At 33.0% G+C, this 13,626-nt stretch carries 17 protein-coding genes; 13 read left to right on the forward strand and 4 right to left on the reverse strand.

Annotated features, from left to right (window positions below; all coding sequences use genetic code 11):
• The first annotated feature begins 48 nt into the window (after positions 1-48).
• From GJJ64_RS02625 to GJJ64_RS02640, 5 genes are read left to right on the forward strand one after another with little or no spacing between them, the layout of a single operon-like run.
• Positions 49-996 carry a CdaR family protein gene (locus GJJ64_RS02625; RefSeq protein WP_154286200.1) on the forward strand — a complete coding sequence of 316 codons (948 nt, stop codon included), beginning with the start codon at positions 49-51 and terminating at the stop codon, positions 994-996.
• Complete coding sequence (gene coaE / locus GJJ64_RS02630) at positions 996-1,592, forward strand: dephospho-CoA kinase (protein ID WP_154286201.1); 597 nt, start codon at positions 996-998, stop codon at positions 1,590-1,592. The genes GJJ64_RS02625 and coaE overlap by 1 nt, the downstream gene beginning before the upstream one ends.
• Complete coding sequence (locus tag GJJ64_RS02635) at positions 1,589-2,527, forward strand: MBL fold metallo-hydrolase (protein WP_154286202.1); 939 nt, start codon at positions 1,589-1,591, stop codon at positions 2,525-2,527. Before coaE ends, GJJ64_RS02635 begins: the two co-directional genes overlap by 4 nt.
• Positions 2,527-2,685: a DUF5522 domain-containing protein gene (locus tag GJJ64_RS16765; RefSeq protein WP_195759206.1), complete on the forward strand. Its 159-nt coding sequence runs from the start codon at positions 2,527-2,529 to the stop codon at positions 2,683-2,685. Before GJJ64_RS02635 ends, GJJ64_RS16765 begins: the two co-directional genes overlap by 1 nt.
• A 13-nt stretch (positions 2,686-2,698) precedes the next feature.
• Positions 2,699-3,148, forward strand: coding sequence for a MarR family winged helix-turn-helix transcriptional regulator (locus GJJ64_RS02640; RefSeq protein WP_154286203.1), 450 nt, complete (start codon positions 2,699-2,701; stop codon positions 3,146-3,148).
• Here the strand turns inward: GJJ64_RS02640 and GJJ64_RS02645 are convergent, their stop codons facing one another.
• From GJJ64_RS02645 to GJJ64_RS02655, 3 genes are read right to left on the reverse strand one after another with little or no spacing between them, the layout of a single operon-like run.
• Positions 3,149-3,853, reverse strand: a complete 705-nt coding sequence (locus tag GJJ64_RS02645; RefSeq protein WP_154286204.1) for a ZIP family metal transporter — start codon at positions 3,851-3,853, stop codon at positions 3,149-3,151. It lies immediately after the preceding gene.
• The gene (locus GJJ64_RS02650; RefSeq protein ID WP_154286205.1) at positions 3,850-4,422 is read right to left on the reverse strand and encodes a phosphatase PAP2 family protein; all 573 of its coding nucleotides are present in this window, start codon (positions 4,420-4,422) and stop codon (positions 3,850-3,852) included. The genes GJJ64_RS02645 and GJJ64_RS02650 overlap by 4 nt, the downstream gene beginning before the upstream one ends.
• Positions 4,419-5,150 carry an SAM-dependent methyltransferase gene (locus GJJ64_RS02655; RefSeq protein ID WP_154286206.1) on the reverse strand — a complete coding sequence of 244 codons (732 nt, stop codon included), beginning with the start codon at positions 5,148-5,150 and terminating at the stop codon, positions 4,419-4,421. Before GJJ64_RS02655 ends, GJJ64_RS02650 begins: the two co-directional genes overlap by 4 nt.
• A 115-nt stretch (positions 5,151-5,265) precedes the next feature.
• On the opposite strand from GJJ64_RS02655, the gene glmM reads away from it, so the two are divergent.
• The 5 genes from glmM (at position 5,266) to GJJ64_RS02680 (ending at position 9,718) form a co-directional block, all read left to right on the forward strand.
• Complete coding sequence (gene glmM, locus GJJ64_RS02660; RefSeq protein ID WP_026904799.1) at positions 5,266-6,648, forward strand: phosphoglucosamine mutase; 1,383 nt, start codon at positions 5,266-5,268, stop codon at positions 6,646-6,648.
• Between the two features lie 214 nt (positions 6,649-6,862).
• Entirely contained in the window at positions 6,863-7,240 is a 378-nt protein-coding gene (locus tag GJJ64_RS02665) for a four helix bundle protein (RefSeq protein ID WP_154286208.1), read from the forward strand.
• Between the two features lie 83 nt (positions 7,241-7,323).
• Positions 7,324-8,457 (forward strand): cysteine desulfurase family protein, encoded by a 1,134-nt coding sequence (locus tag GJJ64_RS02670; protein WP_154286209.1) that lies wholly within the window; start codon positions 7,324-7,326, stop codon positions 8,455-8,457.
• Positions 8,458-8,520: 63 nt separating this feature from the next.
• Positions 8,521-8,730: a hypothetical protein gene (locus GJJ64_RS02675; protein ID WP_154286210.1), complete on the forward strand. Its 210-nt coding sequence runs from the start codon at positions 8,521-8,523 to the stop codon at positions 8,728-8,730.
• A gap of 88 nt (positions 8,731-8,818) precedes the next feature.
• A complete protein-coding gene (locus GJJ64_RS02680; RefSeq protein ID WP_154286211.1) occupies positions 8,819-9,718 on the forward strand; it encodes an MBL fold metallo-hydrolase in 900 nt (299 codons plus the stop codon).
• A 36-nt stretch (positions 9,719-9,754) separates the two neighbouring features.
• Here the strand turns inward: GJJ64_RS02680 and accD are convergent, their stop codons facing one another.
• On the reverse strand, positions 9,755-10,600 hold the full coding sequence (gene accD, locus GJJ64_RS02685; protein ID WP_154286212.1) for an acetyl-CoA carboxylase, carboxyltransferase subunit beta: 846 nt from the start codon (positions 10,598-10,600) through the stop codon (positions 9,755-9,757).
• Positions 10,601-10,764: 164 nt separating this feature from the next.
• Here accD and fbaA point away from each other — a divergent pair, with 164 nt between their 5' ends.
• The 3 genes from fbaA (at position 10,765) to GJJ64_RS02700 (ending at position 13,626) form a co-directional block, all read left to right on the forward strand.
• The gene (gene fbaA, locus GJJ64_RS02690; protein ID WP_154286213.1) at positions 10,765-11,844 is read left to right on the forward strand and encodes a class II fructose-bisphosphate aldolase; all 1,080 of its coding nucleotides are present in this window, start codon (positions 10,765-10,767) and stop codon (positions 11,842-11,844) included.
• An 83-nt stretch (positions 11,845-11,927) separates the two neighbouring features.
• Positions 11,928-12,347, forward strand: coding sequence for a GNAT family N-acetyltransferase (locus GJJ64_RS02695; RefSeq protein WP_154286214.1), 420 nt, complete (start codon positions 11,928-11,930; stop codon positions 12,345-12,347).
• A 76-nt stretch (positions 12,348-12,423) separates the two neighbouring features.
• A complete protein-coding gene (locus GJJ64_RS02700) occupies positions 12,424-13,626 on the forward strand; it encodes an ATP-binding protein (RefSeq protein WP_154286215.1) in 1,203 nt (400 codons plus the stop codon).

Raw genomic sequence — 13,626 nt, forward strand, 5'->3', positions numbered from 1 at the left:
AAACGGCATTTTTGTTGTAAATAAACAAATAGCCTTAATTTTTAGTATATGGCAATCATCAGGTTATCTGCAGCAGAGCGTAAAAGAATAAGTATATTTTTTACTTGTTTGCTTTTAGCTGTTACCGCCTGGATGTTTTACTCTTTGTCTCTTAAATATGATTATCAGCTTAAAACGTTGGTAACATTCAAAAATCTTCCTCAAAACAAAGCTTTTTATCCTTTACAATCTGATACCGTTATGCTCAACGTACAAGGCACAGGTTGGCAGCTTTTATTTAATAGGATTGGCGTTGGCTCTAAGGAAATAAAAGTAGATTTAGCTTCTTTAGAAAAACAGCATTTTATAACCTTTACAGAGCAACTACCCACAATTAATAGGCAATTTTCATCTTTACAAAAGATTGTAAGCATACAGCCTGATACCTTGTTTTTTGATTTTACGACTAGGAAAGTTAAAAGGATACCAGTAAAATTTGTCTCAGATATTAAGTATAAAAAGCAATTTGGACAATCAAAAGATACCAAACTTAAGCCTGCTTATATAACTATTACAGGCCCTCAAGACCAGCTACAAAGAATTACATATTGGGAAACAGATACTTTTAAGAAGAAAAATGTTGATGCTTCTTTATCTGCTAAAGTGTATTTAAAAGAGCCTTCAGAGCCTAATATCAGCTTATTCCCCTTATCGGTAGAAATGCAGCTACCTGTTGAGGAATTTACCGAGAAAGTGATAACTATACCTGTTAGAGTTATCAATAATCCAGATTATCAACAGGTAAAAATTATTCCAGAAAAAGTTACCCTTACGGTGATGGTAGCCCTTTCTTATTATGCAGACATTAATGAGGATGATTTTACCGTAACAGCAGATTTAAGTTTATGGCGAAAATCCGGAGCTAGTAAACTCCCGGTAGTAGTCAAAAATAAAAATGCTTATGTAAAAATAAGCCAGATAGTGCCACAGCAAGTAGATTTTATGATTCTTAAATAATGATGAAGGTAGGAATTACAGGAGGTATTGGCAGCGGAAAAACCACAGTATGTAAGTTATTTGAGCTTCTGGGTATTCCTGTTTTTTACGCAGATACAGCAGGTAAAGAATTGATGGTACATAATTTAGGTGTTAAGAAAGCTGTAGTTAATTTATTTGGAGAAGCTGCTTATTTTCTGGATGCTAGCCTAAATAGAAAATATATAGCTGATATTGTTTTTAAGGATGAGCAAAAACTAAACGCTTTAAATGCTATTATTCATCCCGCTGTAAAAGATGCTTTTTTAATTTGGAGCGAGAAACAAAAAACGCCTTATGTATTAAAAGAAGCAGCTTTACTTTTTGAGAGTAAATCTTATTTAGATAATGACTATAATATCTTAGTTTCTTCGCCGGTAGAGTTACGTATAAAAAGGGTAATGGAAAGAGACCAAACCAGCAGAGAAAAGGTTTTAGAACGTATAGAAAAACAGCTTCCAGAAGATGAAAAGGAAAAACTTGCTGATTTTTTTATCCTCAATAACGAGGAATTACATTTAATACCACAGGTCTTAAAAATACATCAGCAATTGGTGCTTTTAGCTCAACAGAAATGATTATAGATGATTTTTTAGTCCTTAAACCAGAAGGAATTTATTGCCGATACGCCGATTTTTATTTAGATCCACAATTGCCTGTACAGCAAGCTGTCATTTCTCACGCACACGGTGACCATGCAAAGGCTAATAACCATAACGTTTATTGTACTGCATTTACCAGAAAGTTAATGGAGCTTCGTTATAAAAAGCAAGCTGCTAAAGACTTTAATATTATCCATTATCATCAAGAGTTTTTTATTAAGGATGTGAAGCTAACTTTTTATCCAGCTGGACATATTTTAGGCTCTGCCATGGTAAAAATGGAGTATCAAGGTTGCTCTTATTTATACACTGGCGATTATAAGCTACAAGAAGACACTACCTGTGAGCCAGCAGAATTAGTTAAAGCCGATGTTTTGATTACTGAAACTACCTTTGCAAATCCAGAAGTACAGCATCCAAACGTAGAGGATGAGATAAAAAAGTTAAATGAAATAGAACAAAATATTATTCTTGGAGTATACGGTTTAGGCAAAGCACAAAGAATTACGAGTTTAATTAATCAGTTTTGTCCACAAAAAGAAGTTCATCTTCATTATGCTATTTATCCAATACATCAGCTTTATGAAACTTTTGGGTACCAATTAGGTAAATATCAATTATATAATAGAAAAAGTTTAAAACAAAATCAGTTACAACAAGTATATTTAGTGCCACCATTAACTTTTAATAGTTATACAAGAGCTAAAGAAGTAGCCAGGATATTTGCATCAGGTTGGAAATATTTACAAAAAAGTAACGATGCTGCTTTATACATTTCTGACCATGTGGATTGGAATGATATTTTACACACTATTAAAGAGGTGAGACCTAAAGAAGTTTGGACTTTACATGGTGATGGTATGGCGCTTAAACAATATTTTAAAGAGGATTTAGTAGTTAAGTTGCTTTAATGTTGGTAGAAAATATTGATTATTACATTAACGAAGACGGTAATTTTGTATTTACAGAAGCTTACCATTTAAAGCGTGGTTATTGCTGTAAGAATGGCTGTAAACACTGCCCTTGGTCTTATAAAAAGGAAAAGCCAGAAAAAAATATAAAGAAGTAAATTTGCTCAAATTATGGAATTAGAAAAAGAGATATTTAGCAAAGGTTTCGATAGCTTTTACAATAAATCTATCGTAAATATTCTTTACACACATGGTTGGTTAAGCAATCATTTAAAAAGTGAGTTAGATAAATTTAATATTACTCCGCAGCAGTACAATGTTCTAAGAATTTTAAGAGGGCAACTTCCAAATCCGGCCACTATAAACTTATTAAAAGAACGTATGTTAGATAAAATGTCTGACGCCTCGCGTATTGTAGACCGTTTGGTTCAGAAAGAGTTGGTAAAACGCTCTATCAATAAAAAAGATAGGAGAGCTGTAGACATTATTATTACTGATAAAGGACTTAAGCTATTGGAAACTATCCAAATGGAAGATCATGTTACCAATATCTTAAAAAAGAATCTATCAGAAGAAGAAGCTAAACAACTGAGTGATTTATTAGATAAGTTTAGAGGTTAATTAATGTAAAAGATAGCCTGCTAATGCCAGTATAATTCCTAAAGCTACAGCTAAAGTCTTTTTTAAAGTAAAACGATGATCTACCGTAGATTCAAATAATATGGTGGTAGAAATATGTAAAAATATACCAATTACTATACCCATTATAGACGAATAGTACTCTCCCAAGAAAGCCCCATTTTTAAGAGAGAAGCTAAATAAATAACCAAAAGGCGACATTAGAGCAAAAATAACCAGCAAAATAGAGGTTGTTTGTTTACTAATGTGGTTGCTTAATAAAACACTTCCTAGCGCAAAAGCAGCCGGTATATGGTGAATAGCAATTCCTAAAACAAGCTCTTGATTATTAGCCGCAGCAATGGGCATTCCTTCTAAGAAAGCATGCAAACTTAAGCTCAGCATGATGCCCCAAGGAAAGCTTTTCTGGTGACTATGTTTATGGATGTGGCCATGTTCAATACCATCAGAAAATTGCTCTAAAAGTATCTGTAAGATAAAACCTCCTAAAATAAATAAACCAACCTCATGGTTATTACCTTGATAAACATCTGGTAAAAGATGTAAAACAGTTATAGCAAATAAATAAGCGCCGCTAAAAGCTAAGATAAGTTTAAGTCTTTGCGGATGGTCTTTTTTAACAAAGAATACAGCAAAACCGCCAATAATTGCCCCAATGGTAAGGATAAGGATGATTAAATAATTCATGATTGCGTAGAAAGAGCAAAATATTTTTGAAACAATTTAGCTATGCCAAAGCCAATAAAAGAACCTAATAAAGCACCAACAGTTATATCTATAGGAAAATGTACACCAACATAAACTTGTGCAATAGCTATAGAAGCCGCCCATATAAGACCAGTAGCAAGGGTATATTTCCAGCGTTTTCTAAATATGGTAATCAGAAATACAGCTATAGCAAAATGGTCGGTAGCATGGGTAGAAGGGAAACTTAAACCAGAACCGCAAGGAACCCGACTGATAACTTGTTCTTTAAGCTCTATATTATTGCAAGGCCTTACTCTTTTAAAGGCGGGTTTTAAGATAGTGGCACTACCAAAATCTGCAATAGAAACGCAAATAGCTAAAAAAACAACTAGGTATAAACCTTTTATTTTATACCATTTGATAGCAAAAAATATAATAGCTAAATAAAGTGGAATCCAAGTATATTTATTACGCAAAATAGGCATCAGAAAATCAAATACCGGATTACTTAAGCCTTTATTAATGGCAAAAAATAACTGATGATCTAGTTGTACAAGCTGTTCTATCATATTTTTTTACAAACAAAAATAAGTCTATCAGATTGATTGATGTCAAACTTATTTAACTGATAATCGCCAAAGGTATGAGATATTTCTAAGCCGGCCAGTTTAAACATCCTTTCAAAATCTGAAAGTTTAAAATCTCTTACTTCTTCTTTAAAGGAATATGGTTTAGCATGATGCTCAAAATCTATGGTTTTGATGATTTTACCATCTTTAACTGTTCTGCTGATATGAAACTCTATACCGTCAACCTCTTTAATTTCTCTTAAAACTAGTTTATTAATGATTTTCTGACTGTTCATATAATCAAAAACTAGTTTTCCATCCGCTTTAAGCGATTTACGGAAACTTTTAAGCGCATTTATATGCTCTTTTTCTGTCTCAAAGTAACCAAAGCTGGTGAATAGATTAAAAGCAAAATCAAAGTAATTGATGTAAAATAGATGGCGCATATCATGCACTAAAAAGTGCAAGCGGCTATTTTCAAAAGAGTGTGCGTATTTTATATTGGCAATAGAAAGGTCTATCCCGGTAACGTCAAAGCCTTTTTTATTAAGGTAAATGGCATGTCGGCCTCTGCCGCAAGCAATGTCTAGCATTCTTGAGTCTTTGGCAGGTTTTAGCAAAGTACAAAGGTTATCAATAAAAAGTTCTGCCTCTTCCTCATCTCTTTGTTTGTAAAGAATATGATAGAAAGGCGAGTTAAACCAATTCTGAAACCACTTTTTCGGCATAAATATCAATATTATAATAGTTGCAAATATAGCTAATTAAGCTTTCAATTTGTTTTTATCCCCAATATTAAGAATTGCAAATGCTTATGTTTATTTTTGCCCAAAATATACGATCGTGACTTTAATAAAATCAATCTCAGGAATAAGAGGTACTATAGGTGGTAAGGCTGGAGACGCTTTAACCCCGTTTGATGTGGTGAAATTTACAGCTGCTTTTGGTAGTTGGGTAATACAACAAGGTGGAAATAAGAAAATTGTAGTAGGAAGAGATGCTCGTATTTCTGGCGAGATGGTGAGAAACCTTGTGGTAGGTACTTTACAAGGTTTGGGTATTGATGTTATAGATTTAGGTTTATCTACTACACCAACGGTAGAAATTGCCGTACCGGATGAACAAGCAGGTGGAGGTATTATTTTAACCGCTAGCCACAATCCAAAACAATGGAATGCCTTAAAATTATTGAATCATAAAGGCGAATTTATTAATGATGAAGAGGGTAAAAAAGTGCTTGAAATTGCAGAAAGCGATGCTTTAAGTTTTGCTGATGTAAATGATTTAGGTACGGTTAAATTTGATGATTCTTATCTTCAAAAGCATATCGATAAGATTTTAGCATTGCCTTTGGTTGATGTTGAAGCTATTAAAAAAGCTAATTTCAAAATTGCAGTAGATGCTGTTAATTCTACTGGAGGTATTTTTGTTCCTGCATTGTTGAAGGCCCTGGGAGTAGAAACTGTTTACGAACTTTATTGTACGCCAGATGGGCATTTCCCTCATAACCCAGAACCATTACCAGAAAATTTAACCGAGATTTCTAAAGTAGTGGTACAAAACAGAGCCGATTTAGGTATTGTTGTAGATCCTGATGTTGATAGACTATGCTTTGTTTGTGAAGATGGTTCTATGTTTGGCGAGGAATACACTTTGGTAGCTGTTGCTGATTATATCCTAAAAAATAATCCAGGAAATACAGTTTCTAATTTGTCTTCTACCAGAGCGCTAAGAGATGTTACAGAAGCTGCTGGTGGTGTTTATAAAGCTTCTGCTGTAGGCGAAGTAAATGTTGTTAACTTGATGAAAGCAGAAAACGCTGTGATAGGTGGCGAAGGAAATGGTGGAATTATTTATCCTGAATTACATTACGGAAGAGATGCTTTAGTTGGAATTGCTTTGTTTTTAACACATTTAGCTAAATATGGTAAATCTATTTCTTTGTTGAGAAAGAGCTATCCTTCTTATTTCATTTCAAAAAATAAAATCACGCTTACACCAGAAATGGATATTGATAACTTGCTAAAGCAAGTTGAAGAAAAATATAAAAATCAGCCTTATTCTACTATAGATGGTTTAAAAATAGAGTTTGACAAACAGTGGGTTCACCTTCGTAGGTCTAATACAGAGCCTATCATCAGAATTTATTCTGAAGGAGATTCTGAAACTGTTGCAGATAACCTAGCTAATAAGATTATTGCAGATATTAAGGAGATATTGAAGTAATATTGATTGATTTTTGAATGATAGAATGATAGATTAGATATTAAAGTAATATTGATTGATTTTTGAATGATAGAATGATAGATTAGATATTAAAGTAATATTGATTGATTTTTGAATGATAGAATGATAGATTAGATATTAAAGTAATATTGATTGATTTTTAAACAATAGAATAACTGATTGTATATAGTGATTAACTGATTAGAATTAATAAATGGAACGGATAAGTAAATCTGAATTTGCAGATGTTTTTAAGTCTAGAACTAAGCAATTCGTAATAGACAATATTGCACTTTTCAGGTTGCTTCCTAAAACAGAAGAAGCTAAAATAATAGGTAAGCAGTTATTAAGGTCTTCATCTTCAGTCGGTGCAAATTACAGAGCAGCTTGTAGAGCAAGGTCAAAAGCAGAATTTTATTCTAAATTATCAATTGTAGTAGAAGAGGCTGATGAAAGTGCATTTTGGTTAGAGGTTTTGGTTGAAAGTCAAATTTTAAAAATTGTACAAGTAGAACGACTTTTAAAGGAAGCAAATAAAATCTTAAAAGTAGTTGCTTCAGCAAGAAAAACAGTATCAGTAAATAATAAGTAATTATTTATCATTCAATAAAAACTCAATCAATCATTCAATAATTATTCACTAAATCAAAACTCAATCAATTATTCAATAAAAAAATGACCCGAGTATATTTAGATAATGCTGCAACTACGCCGCTTGATAAGGAGGTGATGAAGGCTATGGTAGAAGTGATGGAGCAAAGTTATGGCAACCCGTCTTCTATACATGCGCATGGTAGGGAAGTAAGAACTATTGTGGAGAAGGCAAGGAAAAACGTAGCCAACTTGCTTCATACTGCGCCGGCAAATATATTTTTTACTTCCGGAGGTACCGAGGCTGATAATACGGCTATACGTTCTGCTATTCAGGATTTAGGAATTACTCACGCCATCACTTCAAAAATAGAGCATCATGCTGTTGGGCATACTTTAGAAATGCTAGAGAAAACAGGTAAGATAAAACTTAGCTATGTTAATATTGATAGCAAAGGAAATATCGATTTTACTCATTTAGAAGAGCTATTAAGCAAAGCTGATAAATCTTTAGTGTCTTTAATGCATGCTAATAATGAGATTGCTACCATTACCGATATTGAAAGAGTAGGAGAACTCTGCGAGCAATATGGCGCTATCTTTCATTGTGATACGGTGCAAACCATGGGGCACTATGCTTTTGATGTAAGTAAGTTAAAAGTACATTTTATGGTATGTTCTGCTCATAAGTTACATGGCCCAAAAGGAGTAGGCTTTTTATATGTTCATCCATCCATAAAAATAAATCCTATGATTTATGGTGGTTCGCAAGAGCGTAATATGCGTGGCGGAACAGAAAATGTTTATGGTATAGCAGGTTTATCTAAAGCGCTTTCTATCGCTCATGAGCATATGCAAGATCATCGAGAGCATATACAATCGCTCAAAACATATATGATGGAACAGTTAAAAGCAGTTATCCCAAATATCCATTTTAATGGAGAAACAGCGCCTGATAAAAGCTTGTACACTGTTTTAAGTGTTTGCTTTCCTGAAATGGATATGGCAGATATGCTTTTATTTAATTTAGATATCAATGGTATTTCTGCATCAGGTGGTAGTGCATGTTCATCAGGAACAGATATTGGCTCTCATGTACTTACAGCTATAGGTGCAGATGCTAACCGACCATCAGTTAGGTTCTCTTTCTCGAAACTTAATACCAAAGAAGAGATTGATTATGTGGTAGAAAAGGTTAAAGAAGTATATAAGCTATAAATCTACTGGCAAGCTATTTGTTTTAACGTCCTGTATAAAATCTATTAATTAAAACATGATGTTATGGAAAGTAAAGTAGAAAAGCTAAACGAGCTTAAAGAAAAAGAGCTAAAGTTAAAAGAAGAGCTGTTAAAAGAAGGGCATGAGGATATAAAAGATAACAATCCAGACCCTGTTGTAGATAGTAAGGATACGTTTACAGTATCGCCAGCAAATAAATCAAGAGCGCATAAAGGACATATCGGGCCTGATAAAGAACCCGGGACATTTTAAATATCATAGAGTCTACAACAAGTAGACTCTTTTTTTTTAGAACATTTTATCCTGCTCAACTGTAGTATGCTTGTAAACTATTAAGCGTATGAAAAGAAGAGATTTCATTAAAACTGGAACTTTAGCAGTTGCAGCTTCTCAAATGCCAGGGAAAGTTTGGGCTTCTTGGTTCGGAATGGCCGATTATCAAATCAGGATGTTAAGCGGCAATCTGGGCGTTTTTACAGAACAAGGTGGTACTATTGCATTTTTAAAGTCTAAAAGTGGTATAGTAGTCGTGGACTCTCAGTTTCCAAATCCGGCTCAACATTTAATTGATGAGTTGAGGAAAAGATACGATGAAACTCCTTTTCAATTATTAATTAATACACACCATCATGCCGACCATAGTAGTGGTAATATCGCTTTTAAAGGATTAGTGAAACATGTGGTGGCACATGAAAACTCTGCTAAAAATCAAATTAGAGTATCAGAAGAAGCTAAAAAAGCTGGTAAAGAAAGCGTGATTTTAGCTCCAGATAAAACTTTTCAAACTACGTGGAATTATAAATTAGATAAGGAAAATATCAAGCTTTATTATTTTGGAGCAGGGCATACCAATGGAGATTCATTTGTGCATTTTGAAAATCAAAATACTGTACATACCGGGGATTTAGTTTTTAATAGAAGATTTCCTTATATCGATAAATCAGCTGGAGCAGATATCCAAAATTGGATTAAAGTTTTGGATAAAGCTTTGGATACCTTTGACGCAAAAACGCAATATATTTTTGGTCATGCTTTAGACCCACAAAAAATTATTGGAACACAAGAAGATATTAAAGCCTATCAGAATTATTTAGAAAAGCTTTTAGAATATGTTGCTAAAGAGAAAAAAGCAGGTAAAAGTTTAGAAGATATTTCCAAAGTAAAAATTATACCCGGTGCAGAAGAGTGGCAGGGGCAAGGAATAGAGCGAAGTATAAATGCCGCTTATCAAGAGCTGTAAAACAAAAAGAGCCGATTTAAAATCGGCTCTTTTTGTTTAGTTATTCATGATTCTGATGAAAGTAGAGAGTTTGTTTTTAATTTCTCTTCTATCAACAATAAAATCAAGGAAACCATGCTCTAAAACAAATTCAGATGTTTGGAAACCTTTTGGTAAGTCTTTTTTGATAGTTTCTTTAATAACCCTTGGGCCTGCAAAGCCAATTAAAGCACCTGGTTCTGCAATATTAATATCGCCAAGCATCGCATAAGAAGCAGTTACACCACCTGTTGTAGGGTCTGTTAATAAAGAAATGTAAGGGATTTTTGCCTTGCTTAATAAAGCCAGTTTTGCCGATGTTTTAGCCATTTGCATTAAAGAGAATGCCGCTTCCATCATCCTTGCTCCGCCTGATTTAGAAATCATCAGGAAAGGGATTTTGTGCTCGATACAATAATCTATAGATCTAGCAATTTTTTCTCCTACTACAGAGCCCATAGAGCCTCCAATAAAGTTGAAATCCATACAAGCAATTACTAAATCTTGACCGTCTATTTTGCCATGTGCGGCTCTTATAGCATCTTTTAATCCAGTTTTCTTGTAACTTTCAACTAATCTGTCTTTATATGATTTCGTATCTGTAAAATTAAGGGGGTCACCAGAGGTTAAATTTCCAAATAATTCTGCAAAAGCATTATCATCAAAGAAAATCTCAAAATACTCTTTAGAACCAACTCTTAAATGATAATCGCAATACTGACAAACGTATTTATGCTCAACCTGTTCTGAGTAATGGAGTGCTTTTTTACAATTAGGGCACTTATTCCATACGCCATCTGGTGCTTCTTTTTTATCCTCTGTAGAGGTAAATATTCCTTTTGTACTTCTTTTAAACCAAGCCATTCTTTTAAAAAAGTGAGAATGCAAATAAACAAAAAATTGATGAATACTTAACCCCTAATGTTTTTTAGTAGGTATAGAAATTACAAAAGGCTTATTTTCAATAACTATTAAGCCGGTTTAATAAATTTTTTTAACTTCGAGTCTTAGAAAAATTGAAATAGAAAATGAGTTTAAAAGATTTTAAAGGGGTAATTACCGGAGAGCAAGTTCAAGAATTATTTGAAGCCGCAAAAAAACACCAGTTTGCTTTACCTGCTGTTAATGTGATTGGTACCAATTCTATTAACGCTGTAATGGAAACAGCTAAAGCTGTTAATTCGCCAGTTATTGTGCAACTATCTAACGGAGGAGCACAATTTTACGCAGGTAAATCTCTTGATAATGATAAATTACAAGCATGTATCTTAGGTGGTATTTCTGCTGCTCAACACGTACATTTATTAGCAGAACATTATGGTGTTGCCGTTATTTTGCATACCGACCATTGCGCTAAGAAATTATTACCTTGGTTAGATGGATTGCTAGATGCTGGAGAGAAATTTTACGCACAACACGGTAAACCATTATTTTCTTCACACATGATAGATTTATCTGAAGAGTCTATTGAGGAGAATATAGAGATATGTAAAACCTATTTAGAGCGCATGAGCAAAATGGGTATGACATTAGAAATAGAATTAGGTGTAACCGGTGGTGAAGAAGATGGTGTTGATAATTCTGATGTAGATTCATCTAAACTATATACACAACCAGAGGAAGTTTCTTACGCTTACGAAGAGTTAAGCAAAATAAGCCACAGATTTACTGTTGCAGCAGCGTTTGGTAACGTACATGGTGTTTATAAGCCAGGAAACGTAAAACTACAGCCTGTAATTTTACACAACTCACAAGAATATGTAAAACAGAAATTTAGCTTAGCTGCTGAGAAACCTATCAACTTTGTATTCCATGGTGGTTCTGGTTCTTCACAAGAAGAAATCAGAGAAGCTATTTCTTACGGAGCTATTAAAATGAATATCGATACCGATATGCAATGGGCATTCTGGGAAGGTATCTTAAATTACTATAAAGGAAAAGAAGGTTATTTACAAGGTCAAATTGGTAACCCAGAAGGTGATGATTCTCCAAACAAAAAATACTACGACCCAAGAGTTTGGTTAAGAAAAGGTGAAGAGCAATTTGTAAAGCGTTTAACCGCAGCATTTGAAGATTTAAATTGCTTAGATGCAAATTCAAAACTTTAATCAAAATAAATAAGAGGAGAGGGTAGAAGAAATTCTACCCTTTTTTATTTGCTAAAAATGCCAGAATAAGATAAGTTTAAGTTATGATAGAAGTTAAGAAGGTTACAGCGCAAGAAGAACTAGATGAAGTTTTTGCTATAAGAAAAGAAGTTTTTGTGGTTGAACAAAACTGCCCGCCAGACTTAGAATGGGAAAATGAAGATGTTTCTCATCATTTTTTAGCCTTATTAGATGATAAGCCAGCAGGTGCTTGCAGATGGCGTAAAACAGATAAAGGTTATAAATTAGAGCGTTTTGCTGTTTTAAAATCATGTAGAGGTAAAGGAGTAGCGCAGGCTATGCTGAAAACAGTTCTGGCAGATTTACCCAAAGATGCTGATTATGTTTATTTACATGCACAAATAACCGCTATGGGCTTATATCAGAAATTTAACTTTGAAGCTGTAGGCGATATTTTTGAAGAAGCTGGTATACAGCATTATAAAATGGTTTTAAATAAATAGTTAGATTTTGTATTTTACTAAAATATAAAATTGTATTTTAGTAAAATACAATTTTGTTGATTTTTTATATTGCATAATGGTTATTAAAGAAGATATTGAAAAAGCTTATTTATTACAGAAGCAAGTAATAAGAAATAACCATACTATTATTTTTAGAGATAAATTTAAGTATTTAGAAAAGAAGTCAGATTTTGTTCAAATTGTTTCTGGAATAAGACGTTGTGGTAAAAGTACTTTATTACAGATTATCATGTCTGAATATAAAAATATAGCTTATATTAATTTTGAAGACCCTAGGCTATTTAACTTCGAAGTGACTGATTTTCCCAAACTTGAAGCTATTTTTCCAGAAGATACCGAGGCATACTTTTTTGATGAAATCCAAAACGTAGAAAACTGGGAAATTTATATCAGGCAATTACATGATTTAGGAAAAAAGATTTATATCACAGGATCTAATGCCTCATTATTAAGTAAAGACTTAGGTACAAAACTCACAGGAAGATATCTGAATACAGAATTATTTCCATTCTCCTATGTAGAGTATTTACGTTTTCTAAAATCAGAAACTTCTGACCAAGCTATAAGTGTGTATTTAAAACAAGGAGGATTCCCTGAGTTTTTAAAATCGGAAAACGAAGAAGTTCTACAAAATTTATTTAAGGATATTTTATTAAGAGATATTGCAGTAAGATACGGTATCCGGAACTCTAAAGTGCTGTTTGACTTAGCTTTGTTTTTAATATCTAATGTTGGAAAAGAAGTTTCATACACCAAATTGAAGAATACTTTTCAAATAGGTTCTACCAATTCTATTATAGATTATTTAAACTGGATGGAAGACGCTTATTTGCTATTCTTTTTACAAAGGTTTAGTTGGTCTGCTAAAAGTATGGCTATTAATCCTAAGAAGGTATATGCTATTGATAATGGTTTAATCAACGCTAACACAATTAGTTTTAATGATGATGCAGGAAGGAAGTTGGAGAATGCCGTATTCATTTACTTTAGAAATAAAGGGAAAAAGCTGTATTATTTTAGAGAAAAGGGTGAATGTGATTTTTTAGTTTTTGAAAAACAAAAATGTATAAAAGCGGTACAAGTTTGTTATGAAATAACATCAGACAATTTAAATAGAGAGTGTAATGGTTTATTAGAAGCATTGTTGTTTTTTGGTTTAGAAGAAGGCTTTATTATTACCTTCAATCAAAAAGATACATTTATAAAAGAGGGTAAAACTATCTATCTATTACCTATACAAGAATTATTTTTAGAATAA

The organism is Pedobacter puniceum, from assembly GCF_009674685.1.
Taxonomy (GTDB): Bacteria; Bacteroidota; Bacteroidia; order Sphingobacteriales; family Sphingobacteriaceae; genus Pseudopedobacter; species Pseudopedobacter puniceum.